Here is an 18,467-nt window from a genome sequence, read left to right as displayed (position 1 = left end):
AATATGGGGAGATAATTTTCTAACACAGTTCAGAACCCTTACCAAGCAGTATGATTAAGATCCACAATATCTTATCGATGTATATTCGTATATTAAAGCGCATAATTTCTCATACTACGCTCAGCCATAAGCGCTGAATGTAAAATTTGAGGTTTGTACACTTATGGTTCATCAGACAAGAATGTAAGCAGGAAAGCTTTTGTTTAGTCATTAATGGTGCCGAAGGCCGGACTCGAACCGGCACAGCTTGCGCCACTACCCCCTCAAGATAGCGTGTCTACCAATTTCACCACTTCGGCAATGAAAGATTTTAAGTTAATTTGCCAATTCTATCATTCTTATAAGATTTTAAAAAACACTAAAAATAATTTTTTTAGTGTTTTAACAAATTTAAATATTACTCAGGGCTAGGCACGTCTGATGGTATGTCAGATGTGTTACCTATTTGCGCTGGTGCACCTTGTTGAGTGCCCGTTGCTGGCACAGTAGCCGTCGTCGTTGGCACGACTGGCGTACTTTGCTCTTTAATTGTTCGATTTACAATATACGCTAGAGCAAGATTCAAAATAAAAAAAACAACCGCCAAATAAGTAGTCGCTTTACTTAAAAAGCTACCCGATCCTTGGCTTCCAAAAACTGTTTGAGATGCACCACTACCAAAGGCAGCGCCTGCCTGAGCGCCTTTACCTTGTTGGATCAAAATGAAGCCAATCAAGCAAACCGCTACAATAACATGAATTGCTAATAATACACCGTACATAAATTACCTAACTTAATCTTATGAAAGCACCTTAAAGTTCCGTGCTATCTATTTACAGCAGCTTCACAAATCTGAACAAATTCTTCAGCATTTAAAGAAGCACCACCTACTAATCCACCATCAATGTCTTGCTGAGCAAACAAGCTAGATGCATTCTTAGCATTTACACTACCACCATACAAAATTGTTATTTTGCTGGATAGCTCTCTATCATAAGCTTGCAAACAATGTCGAATAAAGGCATGCACCGCTTGTGCTTGTTCAGGTGTAGCCGTTAATCCAGTCCCAATTGCCCAAATAGGCTCATAAGCAATTGTAGCCTTTGCAAAAACATCTACGCCACAGGCTTCAACAACAGAGACTATCTGCTTTGAAATGACTTCTTCCGTCACACCCTGCTCACGCTCAGATTTTGTTTCTCCCACACAAAATATTGGGGTCAAACCAAAATAAACTGAGGTAATTAACTTTTTACTAATAACCGCGTTGTCTTCAAAACAATACTGCCGTCTTTCTGAGTGGCCGATGATAACATATTTACAACCAATATCGGCAAGCATCTGTGCAGAAATTTGCCCTGTATAAGCACCATTTGCATATGAACTGACATCTTGCGCACCTACTTGCAGTCCAGAACCTTGCAATTTAACTAAGACACTCTCAATATGAATATAAGAAGGACAAATAACTATCTTGCTATTTTGAAAGCGGGGATTTGATAATTTAGAGCGAAGCCCCTCAATTAAAGCATCTACTTGTAAAGCACTACCGTTCATTTTCCAATTTGCAGCAATTAATTTCTGTCTCATAAAATCCTTTCATATTGAATCATTGGGGAATTTAATATACTAATTTAAGATAAACTTGTAGCGGACGATCTTAACTGAGTTACTGATTTATTGGCAACTCTACAAGTGGTCGGCCTTCTCTTTAGCTAAAAAAGTAAGCCTTCCGCCTACTATCTCGCAAAACAAAGCGCTTTCAAGATGCTGCGAGATGTTTTTATCGCAAGGATGTTTTTATTGCCAGAAGGAGAAAAAGTCTTGGTGAATGCAGATCTTAAGCGGATCATTTCAGATACTTCCTATGTTGTCCCCGCAATGCAAGGATTTATAAAGCAAAAGTCTGGATTAGAAGTTAGCAATACAACTACTGCTAAAATGCTTGCACTTCATTCTAATTTACTGAGTAGTTTTTTTAATGATGATGATGAAGATAAGTATAACACCGCGCATTTATTATATGTTTGGTGGACACTGTTTAGTAGATTATTCTGCCAAGAACAGCCTAAGTGGGATATAGCTTATGCTACCAAGACAGAAAAAGAGACAGTGATCATTGACTTGTTTACGGGCAGCTTATTGCTCGCAGCTAAATATAGCCTTGAGAGCACACTTTACACTTCTGATTTTAGCTCACTCATGATTGAAAGCATGCCTCAGGCATATAAAAACTTTAGTGAAACAACACAACGACTTAAAATGCTTGAACGACAATGCCTAGATGCTTTAGCCTTTTGCTTAGCACCTCAGACTCATTTTGACACCAAAGAACAGACACTCATCGCCATACAGCAAGTGCAATCCTATGCTAAGGCCTATGTGCAACTCAAAAAATATTCCCAAGATAAGAAAAGCAACCAACGATTTACTTTTCTTCATCAAAGCATAGAAGAAAGCATTCTCAAAAAGTTATCTGTTTTTCAATCTTAACTTCAAGCCTATGCGAGTGTTTGAGCTACTTTTTCAACCACATCTGCCATTTGATCAGCTATATTGTTCACAAAGATGGGATCTTCACCTTCCACCATAACACGAATCAAAGGCTCAGTACCTGATGCACGCACTAAAATACGCCCTTTATTTTGCAAACTACGCTCCATTTTCGCAATAGCATTTTGAAGTGTGTCATCCACAATAATCGATTGAGGTTTCGTTACTTTGACATTCTTAAGTACTTGGGGAAACTTAGTCATTCCTTGCTTAATCGTGTGTAAGCTATCATTTTTTTCACACAACGCTTTTAAAACTTGCAAAGCAGCAATGATACCATCGCCAGTGGTCGCATGCTCTAAACAAATAATATGCCCAGAATTTTCTCCACCTAATACCCAATTATGCTCCATCAATTTATCAAGCACATAGCGATCACCCACTCTTGCGCGCAAGAAAGCTATTTTTTGCGCTTGAAAAGCAAGTTCTAATCCGAAATTACTCATGAGTGTACCAACTACACCGCCTTGCAATTTATCTTTCATATGCATGGCAATAATGAATAAAATCTCATCTCCATCTACCAACTCACCTTTGTGATCGACCAGAATTAATCGATCCCCATCGCCATCAAAAGCAATACCTACTTCTGCACGATGTTTCAATACTTCAGCTTGTAAACTTTGCGGGAAAGTAGAGCCACATTTATCATTGATATTAAAGCCATCGGGTTGATGATTAATCACAATCACATCTGCACCCAATTCTGTAAATACATGGGGAGCAATATAAGAGGTTGCACCATTGGCGCAATCAACCACAATTTTTATACCTTTTAGATCGTAATCTTTTGGAAAAGAATGCTTACAAAATTCAATATAACGACCCGCAGCATCTTGCAAATAGGTTTGCTGCCCAATACGAGTGCCTTCTACAGTCACAAAAGCTTTATCAAGATAAGACTCAATTTTGCTTTCAACCAAATCCGGTAATTTTTTACCGTCACCACTAAAAAACTTAATGCCATTATCATAATAAGGATTATGCGAAGCACTCACTACCGCACCTATTTGTGCGTTTAAAGATTTTGTTAGATAGGCAACGCCAGGGGTTGGCATCGCACCCAGTAAATGCACATCCAATCCTGATGCTGTCATACCAGCTTCTAAAGCAGCTGATAACATATAACCAGAAACCCGTGTGTCTTGACCAATCAGTACTTTACCACGACCATCTTGCGCTAATACTTGCCCTACAGCCCAACCTAATTTTAGAGCAAAATCAGCCGTAATGGGGAACTGTCCTGTTTTACCGCGAATACCATCTGTTCCAAAATATTTACGCATATTCTTGCTCACTCCCTTTATTTTGCAATGTTTCAGGTGCATGCCAAAAAGGTTTCACTGCTTGATACACTTCTAAAATATCTTTCGTTGCTCTAACATCATGTGTTCTAATAATATCTGCACCTTGTAACAACGCGAGCATCGCAGCCCCCAAACTTCCGAATAATCTATCTTCTGCTTCTACGTTTAATATTTTGCCAAACATGCTTTTACGAGAAAGTCCCACGAGTATTTTGCAACCTAATTTTTTAAATTGAGATAATTTACCCAGCATCATGAGATTATGATTTAGCGTTTTACCAAAACCAAAGCCTGGATCAATATAAATATTGTCTTTTGCAATACCACTTGCTTCACATATATCAATACGATGCTGCAAAAATTGATATACCTCATCCATTACATCTTTATATTGAGGATTTGCTTGCATGCTATGAGGTAAGCCCTGCATATGCATCAAGCAAACAGGTGCTTGGACAGAAGCCACATATGCAACAGCGCCTTCATCTTGTAATGCCATCACATCGTTAATCATCGTTGCGCCACTTTCAATGGCATATTTCATGACACGGGTATGACGTGTATCAATAGAAAGAGGTACGACTAATTCTTTGCGTAACACTTCAATGACAGGAATAACACGCTGCAGCTCTTCGTCTATGGTCGTGGCCAGCGCACCGGGCCGTGTTGACTCACCACCAATATCAATAATATCGACGCCTTCTGCAACCATTTGCTCAGCGCGTTTTAATGCATTTTCAAGAGAATGGAAATGACCACCATCATAAAATGAATCGGGGGTTACGTTGAGAACCCCCATAATGAATGGCTTATGTTGCGAATGAAGTAAAGCAGACATGAATACAACCTTTAATGACGATACTTAAATTAATGCGTTTGGAGTGTATCACCATCTTGAATATCACGTTTTTCTTCATCTTGCTTTTTATCAGCAGAACGGCTTGCTGAAGATAAACCACCGGATGCATCATCTTTAGAGATTGAAGACCAATCTTTAGGCTCTCTTGGTATTTTACCAGACATTAGGTCTTCTAACTGAGAAGAGTCGATTGTTTCGTATTTTAAAAGCGCTTCTGCCATCTTATGCAGAATATCGATTTTCTCAGTTAAAATATCTTTAGCAGTCTTATATGTCTTATCGATAATACTTTTTACTTCTTCATCGATGATTTGAGCCGTTTTTCCAGAGATCTCTTTACGTGTCGTAACACTGTGACCTAAGAATACTTCGCCCTCATCATCGCTGTACATCAGAGGTCCTAATCTTTCAGACAAGCCCCATTTTGTAACCATGTTACGAGCAATTTCTGTGGCATGTTGAATGTCACTAGAGGCACCTGTCGTCACATTCTCAAAACCAAAAATAAGTTCTTCTGCAATTCGACCACCAAAACAACTTGCAATTTTGCTTTCCAATCGTAGCTTAGAATAACCATATCTATCCTGTTCTGGTAAAAACATGGTTAAGCCTAAGGCTTGAGCACGAGGGATAATGGTCACTTTATAAACGGGATCATGTTCAGGTACAGTCAAACCTACAATGGCATGGCCGGCTTCATGATAAGCCGTAATGGTGCGTTCTTGCAGTGTCATCACTAAACTTCTACGTTCAACACCCATCATAATTTTATCTTTGGCAGCATCGAACTCAGCCATATCAACCAAGCGTTTATTGTGACGTGCTGCGAATAATGCCGCTTCATTCACTAGGTTGGCTAAGTCTGCACCAGAAAAACCAGGGGTACCACGCGCAATAATTTTTGGCTCGACATTGTCTGCCAATGGAATTTTACGCATATGTACTTTTAAAATCTGTTCACGGCCACGGATATCCGGCAAACCAACAACAACCTGTCTATCAAAACGACCGGGTCTTAATAAAGCTTTATCCAATACATCAGGTCGGTTTGTTGCAGCAATAACGATGACACCTTCATTACCTTCAAAGCCATCCATTTCAACAAGCAATTGGTTTAAGGTTTGTTCACGTTCATCATGCCCACCCCCTAAGCCAGCGCCACGATGCCTACCTACCGCATCAATTTCATCAATAAAAATAATACAAGGCGCATGCTTCTTCGCTTGTTCAAACATATCTCGCACACGAGAAGCCCCCACACCCACAAACATCTCCACAAAATCAGAACCAGAGATAGTGAAAAATGGTGCTTTCGCTTCACCCGCAATTGCTTTAGCAAGCAAGGTTTTACCTGTACCAGGCTGCCCTACCATTAAGACACCTCTGGGAATACGGCCACCTAAACGTTGGAATTTGTCTGGGTCTTTGAGGAATTCAACCAGTTCTTGAACCTCTTCTTTAGCTTCATCAACACCTGCCACATCGGCAAAGGTTACTTTAACCTGATCTTCTCCTAACAAGCGTGCACGACTTTTACCAAAAGTCATTGCGCCACGGCCACCACCGCCTTGCATCTGGCGCATAAAATACAACCAAACACCTATAAAGAGGATAATGGGGAACCAACTAATGAAAATACTCATGAGTAAACTTTGTTGCTCAGGTGCTTTGATGTTCACCTCAACCTTTTTGTTAAGCAACTCACCCATTAAAAATTCATCGGCAATCATATTCGTAGAGAAGCCTTCTTCATTACGCGTCATACCACGAATGATGCGACTACGTTCATCTATTGTGACGCTTTTAACATTGCCGTGCTCAACTTGCTCTACAAAAGTAGAATATGGGATTTTTTCCACATGTGCATGTCGTGGGCCAAAATTGCTAAAAACAGAAATTAATATGACTGCTATTATTAGCCATAAAACTAAGTTTTTTACCATGTCGTTCAAAGTGTAGCCCCTGTCTTTTTTTACTGTGAATGCCTATCATAAGGCTATAGATTAAATATACAACAAAACCCAATAGTTGGCTTGCTGTACTTAAGGTTCGCAGCGACCGATCGCCTTAAAGCCTTGTGCTAAAATGTAAATCTCTCTTGATTGGCTGCGGGAAGCGTCTGGCTTTTTCACCGCGACACGACGAAAGTGCTGATTGAGTTCTGATAAAAAGGGTTTCACCTCATCTCCTTGGAATAGTTTAATTAAAAAACCGCCATCCTTTGCTAAAACTTGAGTTGTAAATTGCCACGCAGATTCGGCAAGCTCCATTATTCTGGGTTGATCAATATCTATAACCCCACTTAGATTGGGCGCCATGTCAGAAATAACCCAGTTGACTGCATTGTTTCCAAGCATTTCTTTTAGTTTAACTTGATTTGTGGGGTCATTGAAATCACCCTTAATAAAGTTAACGCCTTGAATGGGATCCATGTCTAGTATGTCTAGGGCATATATCTTAGGATTTTTGCCTAAGAGGTTAGCCATCACTTGAGACCAGCCCCCTGGCGCCGATCCCAAATCAACAACACACATTCCTGCGCGAAAGAGTTTATGTGCTTGATTAAGCTCTAATAATTTGTAGCTTGCGCGAGACCGATAGCCAGTTTGCTTGGCTTTGATCACATATGGATCACGCTTCTGCCTAGCTATCCAACTAGTTGATTTTTTCTGGCTCATTGTACGTCTAATAAGAAATGAGATAAAATGCTTTGAGTCAAATTACATTCTAAAACAAAATTGCCATGATGTTAACGCGTAGTTTCCAAAAAACTTTGATTGCCAAAGCGCATTCACTAAAACCTGTTGTTCAATTGGGACAAAACGGCCTAACCCCCGCTGTCCACGATGAAATAGACGTCCAGTTACTTAAGCATGAGCTCATCAAAATCAAGCTGAACGTTCAAGATAAAGAAGCCTTCGAAGAGTTGGTTCGACTGATACCAGAAAAGCATCAAGCCTTCTGTATCCAGTCTATAGGGCGTACTATCGTGCTCTATAAAGAGAATCCTAACTTACGAAAATAGATGAATGCTATTTGATAGAGCGATCTTGATACAAGACGCTCTATCATTGGAATGAATTAGGGAATGTATTTTACATCCACAACTTCATATTCAATTTCACCACTAGGTGCTTGAACAATCACAACATCACCAACCTCTTTGGCAATTGCTGCACGCGCAATAGGTGAATTGATCGAAATCATGTTGTGCTTCAGATCAGCTTCATCATCACCCACAATCTTATAAGTCACTTCTTCATCGGTGTTGACGTTTACCAATATAACGGTTGTGCCAAACACGACTCGACCATTCTGCGCAAGCTGGGTAACATCAATAATTTCAGCCTGGGACAGTTTATTTTCAACTTCTGAAATACGTCCTTCTAAGAAAGATTGCTGTTCTTTTGCTGCATGATACTCAGCATTCTCTTTGAGATCGCCATGCGCGCGCGCTTCAGCAATCGCCTCAATAATTCTTGGACGCTCAACTGATTTTAATCGAATCAATTCTTCACGCAGTTTCTGCGCACCCTTCTCCGTCATTGGGAATCTTTTCATTCTTTAAAACCTTGGTACTAATAAGTAATGAATGCAAAGCCTGTATTGGCATTACATCGTATTGGTGTTGATATTCTAGCGCTAAAACTTGCGCTTTTGCACCAGCAATGGTTGTTGTATAACTAATTTTTCGCTGTACAGCAGCCTTTCGTATCGAGCGAGAATCTAAGGTTGCTCGACGACCTTCCGTCGTATTGATAATAAAATCAATTTTATCATTTTTGATACTATCTACAATATGGGGTCGACCTTCGGTTACTTTATTAATATGAGTGACAGACAAACCATGCGCTGCCAACGCCAATGCTGTTCCACGGGTTGCTAAAATCTTAAAACCCAAGCTATCTAATCGTTTTGCAATTTCTATCATGCCCTCTTTATCTCTGTCTTTAACGCTGATCAGCACCTGACCTTGTTCTGGTACTTGCGGCACCCCACTTGCCAGATCACTCTTAGCATAAGCTTTGGCAAAGTTTTCACCGACACCCATTACTTCACCCGTTGAACGCATCTCTGGCCCTAAAATAGGATCCACACCAGGGAATTTTACAAAGGGGAAAACGGATTTTTTGACTGCAAAAAACGGAGGCCTAATCGTTTCAGTGCACTGCTGCTCAACAAGACTTTGACCGATCATGCAATTTGCAGCAATTTTTGCTAATGAACGACCAATGACCTTAGAAACAAAGGGTGCAGTACGTGCAGCACGTGGGTTCACTTCAAGTATATATATTTCATTATTTTTTATGGCAAACTGAGCATTCATTAAACCAACCACCTGCAACTCTAAAGCAAGCCCTTTAATGGCATCTTCCAAACGTGATTGAATTTCTTTGCTCAAGCTAAAAGGTGGTAAACAACAAGCTGAATCACCCGAGTGAACGCCTGCTTGCTCAATATGCTCCATGATGCCAGCAACCCAAACATCTTTACCGTCACAAATGGCATCGACATCTACTTCTGTTGCATCATCTAAGAACCTATCAATGAGCAAAGGCACTTCTTTACTAAACATTTTTGAGTTATATAAATATTCATCTAACTCTTCTTCATTAAAGACAACTTCCATAGATTGTCCACCCAATACATAAGAGGGGCGTACAATAATGGGGTAGTTAATTTTTGCAGCAATTGCCTTTGCTTCTTCAATAGTCGTTGCAATGCCATTTTCAGGCTGATTAAGCTTTAATTTATTAATCACCTCAATAAAACGGCCTCTGTCTTCTGCTCTATCAATAGCATCTACGGAAGTGCCAATAATAGGGACACCAGCCTTCTCAAGTGCTTTAGCTAATTTTAAGGGGGTTTGCCCACCAAATTGCACAATCACGCCCGTAGGCTTCTCAAGATGCACAATTTCCAAAACGTCTTCAAGTGTTAAAGGCTCAAAATACAATCGATCAGAAATATCATAGTCTGTGGAAACGGTTTCAGGATTGCAATTTACCATGATGCTTTCAAAACCAGCTTCTTTCATCGCAAAAGCGGCATGCACGCAGCAATAGTCAAATTCAATTCCTTGACCAATACGATTAGGACCACTCCCCAAAACAATGATCTTTTTGTTTTGCGTAGGAAGGGCTTCACATTCAGACTCATAAGTAGAGTACATATAGGCAGTTTGCACTGAAAACTCTGCGGCACAACTATCAATACGTTTGTATACAGGATGCAGTTTTAAATCCCATCTTGTTTGACGTATTTGATCTTCTGTTTTTGCTAAAAGCGTTGCTAATCTCTTATCTGAAAAACCTTTTTGCTTGAGTTCAAATAAATATTCTCTTGTCAGTGGCATTGTACGTTTAGCAATCACATCGGCTTCTGTACACACTAAATCTTGAATTTCCGCTAAAAACCATCTATCTACTTTAGAAATGCTATATATCTCTTCAATACTCATTCCAAAACGAAATGCATCTGCAATATGCCAAAGGCGCATATGGTTAGGACGCTGTAGTTTGAAATAAATATCTGATTTAACTTCTGATTTTGTGAGATCTATCTGTGGCTCCAAACCATACAAACCAATTTCTAAGCCACGAATTGCTTTTTGTAAGGACTCTTGGAAAGTTCGTCCCATTGCCATCACTTCACCAACTGATTTCATCTGTGTGGTCAAGTAAGGATCGGCCTGTGGAAATTTTTCAAAGTTAAAACGTGGAATTTTGGTAACCACATAATCAATCGTTGGCTCAAAAGAAGCGGGTGTTTTTCCACCTGTGATTTCATTAGCAAGCTCATCTAAGGTATAACCAATTGCTAATTTTGCTGCAACTTTTGCAATCGGAAAGCCCGTTGCTTTTGAAGCCAGAGCAGAAGAGCGTGAAACTCTTGGATTCATTTCAACAACAAAGAGTTCTCCTGTTTCAGGATGTACCGCAAACTGAACATTCGCACCACCTGTTTCAACACCAATTTTTCTTAAAACCCTGACAGCTGCATCTCGCATACGTTGATATTCTTTGTCGGTCAAGGTTTGCTGAGGCGCTACAGTAATCGAATCACCTGTATGAACGCCCATCGGATCTAAATTTTCAATGGAGCATACGATAATGCAATTATCATTTTTATCGCGTACAACCTCTAATTCAAACTCTTTCCACCCAATAATAGATTGTTCTATCAAAAGCTCATTGGTTGGTGATAAATCAAAACCTCTTTTACAAATTTCTTCAAACTCTTCCATGTTATAGGCAATGCCACCACCCGAACCTCCTAAGGTAAAAGAAGGTCGAATAATGGTGGGAAAGCCAATTGCCGCTTGTGCTTCCAGAGCCTCATCAAAATCATGCGCAATATAAGAGGTTGGCATTTTCAAACCAATTTCATACATCGCCTTTCTAAATTGTTCTCTATCCTCTGCTTTATCAATGGCCTCTTTTGTTGCCCCAATCAGTTCAACGCCATATTTTTGTAAAATGCCTTCTCGCACCAAATCTAATGCACAATTTAAAGCTGTTTGCCCTCCCATCGTGGGTAACACAGCACAAGGGCGCTCTTTTTCAATGATATTTGCAATTACTTGCCAGTGTATAGGTTCTATATAAATCGCATCTGCCATTTGCGGATCGGTCATGATGGTGGCGGGATTAGAGTTTACGAGAATAACCCGATACCCTTCCTGCATGAGTGCACGACAAGCTTGAGCACCGGAATAATCAAACTCACAGCCTTGACCAATCACAATAGGGCCAGCACCAATAATGAGAACAGATTTGATGTCGTTACGTTTTGGCATAATTATTCGGTTACCATGGTGAGTTTTAGGGCATCTTTATTTTTTTGATAGCTGAGCATCGAGTCAATAAAAGTTTGAAACAGCACCCTAGCATCGTTGGGACCCGGGCCTGCTTCAGGATGCCCCTGAAATCCAAAAATAGGCAGATCTTTGTGTCTAAATCCTTGTAAGGTTCTATCAAACAAAGAACGGTGTGTTGTGAGTAAATTGATAGGGAGTGTTGCCTCATCGACAGCAAAACCATGATTTTGACTTGTAATGTACACTTGTTTAGTGCTTTCACACTGCACAGGGTGATTACCACCATGATGACCAAATTTCATTTTAATGGTCTTTGCACCCAGCGCCAAACCAAGTAATTGAAAACCTAAACAAATACCAAACAAGGGAATCTTTTCGTTAACGAGTGCTTGAATTGTCCTAATCGCTGTCGTACATGCTTTAGGATCGCCTGGACCATTAGAGAGAAATACACCATCAGGATTATATTGTAAAATCTCTTCTGCTGTTGTGTCATAGGGCATTACCTGCAAATGGCAGCCTAATTCATCTAAGACGCGCAATATGGTTTTCTTAATACCATAATCCAATACCAATACTTTAAAATGTTTTTCAGTGGCATTTTTTTGTGGTTTTGGGCTATCCCAGAATCCACCTTCTTTCCAAACATAAGGCTCAGTAACAGATACTGTTTTTGCTAAATTTTTACCATTTAAACCTTCAAAGCTTTTGGCTTTAGCAACTGCACTTTGAATTAAACTTTCATCAATCACGGGAGCAGCAACAATACAGCCATTCAAGGCTCCCTTCTCTCGCAATACTCTCGTCAGAGCGCGTGTATCAATATTGGCTAAACCAATAATTTTTTGCTCTGCTAAAAATTGTGTGAGTGTTAATTGCGAACGCCAGTTGCTTGTTTGCTTTGGTAATTGGCGGACAATAAGCCCTTTGGCGTAAATTCTGTTAGATTCTCTATCCTCGGTACTAATACCAACATTGCCAATTTGAGGATAGGTTAAAGTGATAATTTGATCAGTATAAGAAGGATCGGTGATAATTTCTTGATAGCCAGAAATGGATGTATTAAAAACGACTTCGCCTACTGAGAGGCAAATAGCTTCAGTAATATGTCCAAACGCAATTCCTTTGAATATTGTCCCATCCTCAAGCGCTAAAACTGCCGGATGATTTGTCAAAAGCCCCTCCCCGCTGAGAAAAACACAAACGGCGAGATTCTAACGGATATTGCCAGAGATGTCTACGAAAGAGTGTTAACCACCCGATGACTGGTTTGGAAAGGGGGTTAGCCTTGCGGATTGTTTCTTAACTAGCTTTTCTGCATCTGTCATAATCAAACGTTGCTCTTCTAGGCTATACTCCTTGACATCCAGCTTGGGCTTTAAACCTACCTTGAGTAAGGCTGCACTGATTTGAATGGCTATTTCCCTATCTTTATTAGAGATTACTTCAAATTCTGTTTGCCCGGTTTGCTGCGAATATTGCAAAGCTTGCTGAGCAATCAGCAGAGCGGTATTTTCTTTATTTCGACTGATTAATTCTTTTTGGGCAACACTGATATTACCCAAGCCCATGTCAGAAGCAGTTCTCATATCCATTTTAAAACTTGTACCTTGTATTTTATAAGAATACTGTAATGGATCTGACCATTCTGCTGCAGACTGCTCAATCACATAACCTTGAGCGGCCAAAGAATCCACAAAAGATCTCGTTAGGGCACGCGCAACTGTTTCTAGATTCAATGGGCGAGAGGCTGCTCCACTAACATCGGTATTTTCTGTTGTTTCCTTCGAAAATAACATACTTGGAGAGCGTACAGGAGACAATCCAGACACGGTTCTAGACAAATCACCTGTTGCTGTATCCAAATCAGCACTTCGTTTTTTCTTCGCTTTCTTCTCTTCTTTCGCTTCTTTCTCTAAATCATCCATCTCTGTTGTTAAAGATCTTTCACTTTTTTGTTCTACTGCCACTGCTTTTCGTAGCTTTTTAAAGTGTTCATCTGGTAATGGTTTTCCATTCAATTCTCTGTCTTTATAGTCTTTTAATTGTGATTTAATTTGTAATTTCAAATCATCTGACAACTTTGCATTCGCCATTTTTTTCAGAATATGTTTAACTGCATCAATTTCACTTAGCAATTCTAAATTAGAGGGTTGACGTTGTCTTTCTAATTCTAATAGCCTTAATTCCTGAATAAAGAAATAACCCAACTGCTCCATTGCTTCTGGCTTAGCTTTTTTAATGGTTTCATTTCTTAGTTTTTTATAGTATTTTTTCATGGTTTTACTGGAAACCGCCCTCTCACGATTCCATAAATATCCATTCATCATATCAACTGTGCTGGTGTTGATAGAAAATTTACTTTTAATTTTACGCGTAAAACGTCTAGAAGGTTGAAAACGTTTTTCATGTTTAAATAATGCATCAGATGTTTTTTTGCCAATAATACTACCTAAAAAGGCACCTAATACACTCGTGCCAATAACCCCTCCCACTGCAGCCAAACCCGTTGTAATTGCCCCCCCAATAGCCCCTCCAATTAATGTGCCTAAGCCAGGAAATACCAAGGTACCCAATAACGCACCAATACCAGCGCCAGCACCAATAGATCCAACAATGGTCAGAGAAGTTTTAACTTTGCGCCAAGACAAAAAGTCCCACACTGCATACGCAATATCTTGCCCAATATCAATAAGTGTCTCAATAATGAATGTTTTGTGAGAGGCGTCTTTCAAGCCTTTTACGGCTTTAAACTTTGCAATCTGATCCAGATCAAGCCCTTGTTCTAATAGCTCCTTCACTTTAGATTTATCAATTCTACTTTTAGCGCCTTCACTTGCTTTAACAGGCCTATACCATCCTAAAAGCTCCAAAATTTCTTCTGGGGATTCTTTATCTTCTAATTCATCATAGGCGCGCTTTAAACGACCTAAATCTGCGGGTTCATAAACTTTGGGCATGAACTGCTCCTACAGACAGCTTATTTAATCAAATAATCCTTCAATAACCTTAAAGTTCCTTTTCTTACTGCTTGGACTACAGCGCAATCAAATAATTCCCTTTAAGCTTTGATATTTTCGTTATAGATATCTTTGTATATACAAGTTTATTAAGTAACTTCTTGGGGTGTATATACATAAAATTGAGAAGAATGTGATATTATTTGAGTCTAGGGAATTGTTGATACTAAGGACAAAGAAAATGCACGCCTTAAAAAAATGCTTGTTGAAGTTTCTACCCACAGCACTCTTAATACTTTTATTGCCCTCTGTAACGCATGCCGCTTATTTTTTTGGATATCCTATCTACCCCTATTTAGGCTTAGATCTTCAGTACCGAGAAACACCTTTGCATAAGGGACAAGGCGATAATATTTTTGCATCACAATTTCATCAAGGCCAATTGTATACGGGTGTTCGTTTTCTTGAATATTTTGGTTTAGAACTTACCCTTAGTAAAAGCAATATCAAAAATGAAGCACGTGTTTTTGGAGGCAACAATGTCGTTTTAGGCGTTTTTATTCCACCTGCTGGACCAACAGAAGCACATCAGTCCCACGCAGAATTCAAATCCTTCTCAGCCAATGTCATTGGCTTTTATCCTATTCCCTTTGATAAACGCTGTAGAACAGAGTTAATTGCAAGTATGGGTGTTGCACGTTCTCACCCTAAATTTATCGATGATTTAACAAGTCTGAATGGCGTACCCTTAGCTGTTCCACAAAGCTTTACTTTCGATAAAAGAAAAACCATTTTAAGATTAATGGCAGGATTACAGTATAAATTAACACACAATATTGGTTTAAGAGGCAGTATTAGCTTCGAAGATACTTCACGCTTTAACACTTTTAAAAGCAATCAGCCTGGAAATATTCGCATCATCTCGCTTAAAGACAGTTTTATTTTCGGTCTAGGTATTTATACAAATACCAGCAAAGATTAGATAGGGTAATTGATATATCTAAAAGCTGTTTCAAAAATAAGAAATGAACGAAGTAAATGATTATCTTCCCTTGGTATCAAGGGAAGAAGCTCACTTTAGTGAGCAGATGGATTTTTTTAATCTTTATTTTATAAATCCTTCTCTGCACCTAAAGGTGCCTCTTTCTTTGATAACAAAGAAAGAAAATCAATTCGCTGCGCTCATTCGTAATTCTATTAAATGCCAATTTACTCTTAACTGATTGGCATTTCTGATGATTAACGCAATTTTACTTTAGAATCAACATCTGCACCGTCTAAAGCCTTAAGTAGTTCAATTTGTGCTTCTGTATTCATCTTTTGGAATTTCAGGAGTGCTTGACCCAGTTTTCTTCCAAACGCAATCACTTGCCCTTCAGATAATTCGTTAAAAACCGCTAAGACTGCTGGACTCATTTTGCTAACGGCTTCTTTAGCCCCAACATTATTATACCCATCAACCAATTTTTGATGAGAAGGCTTTACTACAAATGCAACAGCGTCGCTTGTATCGCTTGGCTTAAGTACTCTAATCAATTCTTCTGTGTGCGGAATTGTTTTCTCATTTGAACGATTCATAACTGCTTTAGCAGCAGAAGTAACACCATACATAACCGCAACAGTGCCTGCCACTGCACTTGCAACAATGGTTAAATAAGATGCATTTTCAGATAGGCCAGACATATCAGATACACTTTGCGCAGCATTAATCAACATATCTGATGAATGTACTTCATAACCATAGCCTTCCAAGGTATTACAAAGCATATCTGCTGCTTTACATAAAGGTTCTGGGGTATTACTACTAAAAAATGAAGTGATAAAATCAAGCATAACAAGCCTCTCAATGATTCAATGATTTAAAAGTTCAATTGAGGGCGATTATAGGCTGTTTCAAAAATTGGTCAATCAGATAACTTTTACAAGACAAAGAAGCTTAATAGGCAGCTAAGCGGAAGAAATTTATGGGTTCATCAGGACTAAGAACTAAAAATAGGCTTATCAAAGCCCTAATACATCTTGCATCGTATAAAGCCCCGCAGCCTTATCTTGAATCCACCGTGCGGCTGTTAATGCACCTTCTGCGAAGGTATCTCGGCTGCTTGCTACATGCTTAATTTCAAGGCGCTCACCTGATAACGCAAAGATTGTAGTATGCTCCCCCACAATATCGCCTGCACGAATCACCGAAAAGCCTATTTTCTTTTCTCTCCCTGATTCAGAAATACCATGACGCGAAAAACTTGCAAGCTCTTTCAAAGGCTTGCCCAATTCCTTGGCAATGGTTTCCCCCATGTTAAGCGCAGTGCCTGAAGGCGCATCTTTCTTATAACGATGGTGTGCTTCTAAGATCTCAATATCTGCTTCGTGACCAATGACTTGCGTTAATTTTTCCAACAAATTAAGCGTGATATTGACACCTCTACTCATGTTAGGTGCAAACACAATGGCAATTTCTTTAGCATATTGCGCTAAGGCTGACTGCTTTTGCTCGTCCAAGCCAGTCGTACCTATGACAATCGATTTTTTAAGTTCAGAACAAAGCTTCACATGATGCAGAGTAGCCTCTGGTGTTGTGAAATCAATCAATACATCAAAGGCATCTCGTTGATCTTCTAGATGGTGTATAGGAAAAAAGTCATAGCCAGGTGATGCAATCATTGCCCCGACGGTCTGAGTTGCATCTTGCGAAGGAGAAATTGTAGCGACTCGAAGCTGCAGATTATGTGCTGCAGCTCTTTTGGCAATCGCAAGTCCCATTTTTCCAGCAATCCCTGCAATGGCAATCCGAACATCCTGTGACATAAAAATCCTATTTTAAGTTATCCATAAACTCTTTGACACGTCCCATCCAACGGTTAATGCGCGGATTATGAGCACCATTGTTGTTGATCTCTGTCTCAAATTCTTTTAAGAGTGTCTTTTGTTTACGATTTAAATCCACTGGCGTTTCAACAAAGATTCGGCAGTTAAGATCGCCAGCTGCACCACCTCTCACGGGTTGAATGCCTTTGCCTTTCAACTTGAATACTTTTCCAGTTTGCGTTTCTGCAGGAATTTTTAGCTTGAGTTTTCCTTCTAGGGTAGGTATTTCTACTTCCCCTCCCAAAGCGGCTGTAATAAAAGTAATGGGAACTTCACAATATAAATGAGACCCATCCCTTTCAAAAATAGCATGCGGTTTGATCTGTACTTGAACGTATAAATCTCCAGCAACGCCACCTCTTGCAGGCATTTCACCTTCACCAGAAAGTCGAATTCTATCACCATCATCCACACCTGGTGGAATTTTAACTTGTAGCTTCTTCTCTTCTTGTGTACGACCTTGACCTCGGCATGAGGTGCAAGGATCACTGATTACTTGCCCTTCGCCTCGACAAGTAGGACAGGTTTGTTGAACAGAAAAGAAACCTTGCTGCATACGAATCTGGCCATGACCATGACAGCTAGCACAGGTCTTAGGATGCGTGCCCTTTTTAGCACCACTCCCTTCACAGGTACTACATTTCACCCAACTGGGTACTTTGATATGAACAGATTTACCCTTAGCGGCTTCCTCCAAGGTCAACTCTAAACTGTATTTATAATCTGCACCTCGTGAATGCCCTTGACCGCCTCGACCACCTGCAGCAGCTCCAAAAATATCGGAAAATATGTCATTAAACATATCTCCAAAACCACCGGCTTGCCCACTAAAGCCACCAGCCCCACGTCCAAAACCAGCAGAAGGATCGACACCCGCATGCCCAAATTGATCATAAGCCTTTCGTTTTTGCGAATCAGACAACACTTCATAAGCTTCTGTCGCAGCTTTAAATTTTTCTTCAGAAGCTTTATTACCCTCATTGCGATCAGGATGATGTTGCATCGCTAATTTACGATAAGCTTTTTTTATTTCTGCTTCTGAAGCCGAGCGTGCGACCCCAAGCGTTTCATAATAATCAGGTTTAGACATTCAACTTACCATCCGATAATTTTATTCAAGCCCA

General features: G+C 39.8%; 16 protein-coding genes and 1 tRNA gene. 3 read left to right on the top strand and 14 right to left on the bottom strand.

The features are described 5' to 3' along the window. Window positions 1-214 precede the first annotated feature (214 nt). From CC99x_RS02825 to tpiA, 3 genes are all read right to left on the bottom strand, one after another. Window positions 215-299 (bottom strand) — tRNA-Leu (locus tag CC99x_RS02825). A gap of 98 nt (window positions 300-397) precedes the next feature. Next, window positions 398-760 carry a preprotein translocase subunit SecG gene (gene secG, locus CC99x_RS02820; RefSeq protein WP_077065417.1) on the bottom strand — a complete coding sequence of 121 codons (363 nt, stop codon included), beginning with the start codon at window positions 758-760 and terminating at the stop codon, window positions 398-400. 44 nt (window positions 761-804) lie between these two features. After that, window positions 805-1,569: a triose-phosphate isomerase gene (gene tpiA, locus CC99x_RS02815; RefSeq protein WP_057624569.1), complete on the bottom strand. Its 765-nt coding sequence runs from the start codon at window positions 1,567-1,569 to the stop codon at window positions 805-807. Between the two features lie 177 nt (window positions 1,570-1,746). Here tpiA and CC99x_RS02810 point away from each other — a divergent pair, with 177 nt between their 5' ends. After that, window positions 1,747-2,472, top strand: a complete 726-nt coding sequence (locus tag CC99x_RS02810) for a hypothetical protein (protein WP_057624570.1) — start codon at window positions 1,747-1,749, stop codon at window positions 2,470-2,472. A gap of 8 nt (window positions 2,473-2,480) precedes the next feature. On the opposite strand, the gene glmM is transcribed toward CC99x_RS02810, so the two are convergent. The 4 genes from glmM to CC99x_RS02790 all read right to left on the bottom strand — a co-directional run bounded on the left by glmM (window position 2,481) and on the right by CC99x_RS02790 (window position 7,376). Then, a complete protein-coding gene (gene glmM / locus CC99x_RS02805; protein WP_057624571.1) occupies window positions 2,481-3,818 on the bottom strand; it encodes a phosphoglucosamine mutase in 1,338 nt (445 codons plus the stop codon). Further along, complete coding sequence (gene folP, locus CC99x_RS02800; RefSeq protein ID WP_057624572.1) at window positions 3,811-4,677, bottom strand: dihydropteroate synthase; 867 nt, start codon at window positions 4,675-4,677, stop codon at window positions 3,811-3,813. The genes glmM and folP overlap by 8 nt, the downstream gene beginning before the upstream one ends. 29 nt (window positions 4,678-4,706) lie before the next feature. Then, entirely contained in the window at window positions 4,707-6,641 is a 1,935-nt protein-coding gene (gene ftsH, locus CC99x_RS02795; RefSeq protein WP_077065418.1) for an ATP-dependent zinc metalloprotease FtsH, read from the bottom strand. Between the two features lie 99 nt (window positions 6,642-6,740). Beyond that, on the bottom strand, window positions 6,741-7,376 hold the full coding sequence (locus tag CC99x_RS02790; RefSeq protein WP_057624574.1) for an RlmE family RNA methyltransferase: 636 nt from the start codon (window positions 7,374-7,376) through the stop codon (window positions 6,741-6,743). Between the two features lie 65 nt (window positions 7,377-7,441). Here CC99x_RS02790 and CC99x_RS02785 point away from each other — a divergent pair, with 65 nt between their 5' ends. Next, window positions 7,442-7,723 carry a YhbY family RNA-binding protein gene (locus CC99x_RS02785; protein WP_077065419.1) on the top strand — a complete coding sequence of 94 codons (282 nt, stop codon included), beginning with the start codon at window positions 7,442-7,444 and terminating at the stop codon, window positions 7,721-7,723. Between the two features lie 56 nt (window positions 7,724-7,779). On the opposite strand, the gene greA is transcribed toward CC99x_RS02785, so the two are convergent. The 4 genes from greA to CC99x_RS02765 form a co-directional block, all read right to left on the bottom strand. Beyond that, window positions 7,780-8,259, bottom strand: coding sequence for a transcription elongation factor GreA (greA, locus tag CC99x_RS02780; RefSeq protein ID WP_057624575.1), 480 nt, complete (start codon window positions 8,257-8,259; stop codon window positions 7,780-7,782). Next, window positions 8,213-11,497, bottom strand: coding sequence for a carbamoyl-phosphate synthase large subunit (gene carB / locus CC99x_RS02775; protein ID WP_077065420.1), 3,285 nt, complete (start codon window positions 11,495-11,497; stop codon window positions 8,213-8,215). Before carB ends, greA begins: the two co-directional genes overlap by 47 nt. A 2-nt stretch (window positions 11,498-11,499) precedes the next feature. Continuing rightward, window positions 11,500-12,693, bottom strand: coding sequence for a glutamine-hydrolyzing carbamoyl-phosphate synthase small subunit (carA, locus tag CC99x_RS02770; protein WP_057624576.1), 1,194 nt, complete (start codon window positions 12,691-12,693; stop codon window positions 11,500-11,502). Between the two features lie 75 nt (window positions 12,694-12,768). Further along, window positions 12,769-14,478, bottom strand: coding sequence for a hypothetical protein (locus CC99x_RS02765; RefSeq protein WP_057624577.1), 1,710 nt, complete (start codon window positions 14,476-14,478; stop codon window positions 12,769-12,771). A gap of 241 nt (window positions 14,479-14,719) precedes the next feature. Here CC99x_RS02765 and CC99x_RS02760 point away from each other — a divergent pair, with 241 nt between their 5' ends. Further along, the gene (locus tag CC99x_RS02760) at window positions 14,720-15,460 is read left to right on the top strand and encodes a hypothetical protein (protein WP_057624578.1); all 741 of its coding nucleotides are present in this window, start codon (window positions 14,720-14,722) and stop codon (window positions 15,458-15,460) included. A gap of 257 nt (window positions 15,461-15,717) precedes the next feature. On the opposite strand, the gene CC99x_RS02755 is transcribed toward CC99x_RS02760, so the two are convergent. The 3 genes from CC99x_RS02755 to dnaJ all read right to left on the bottom strand — a co-directional run bounded on the left by CC99x_RS02755 (window position 15,718) and on the right by dnaJ (window position 18,433). Continuing rightward, on the bottom strand, window positions 15,718-16,311 hold the full coding sequence (locus CC99x_RS02755) for a hypothetical protein (protein ID WP_057624580.1): 594 nt from the start codon (window positions 16,309-16,311) through the stop codon (window positions 15,718-15,720). A 168-nt stretch (window positions 16,312-16,479) separates the two neighbouring features. Next, a complete protein-coding gene (dapB, locus tag CC99x_RS02750) occupies window positions 16,480-17,283 on the bottom strand; it encodes a 4-hydroxy-tetrahydrodipicolinate reductase (protein ID WP_057624581.1) in 804 nt (267 codons plus the stop codon). A 7-nt stretch (window positions 17,284-17,290) separates the two neighbouring features. Then, entirely contained in the window at window positions 17,291-18,433 is a 1,143-nt protein-coding gene (gene dnaJ, locus CC99x_RS02745) for a molecular chaperone DnaJ (RefSeq protein ID WP_057624582.1), read from the bottom strand. Window positions 18,434-18,467: the final 34 nt, after the last annotated feature.

The organism is Candidatus Berkiella cookevillensis (assembly GCF_001431315.2).
GTDB classification, from domain to species: Bacteria; Pseudomonadota; Gammaproteobacteria; order Berkiellales; family Berkiellaceae; genus Berkiella_A; species Berkiella_A cookevillensis.
This window is presented reverse-complemented; position numbering and strand designations above follow the sequence as displayed.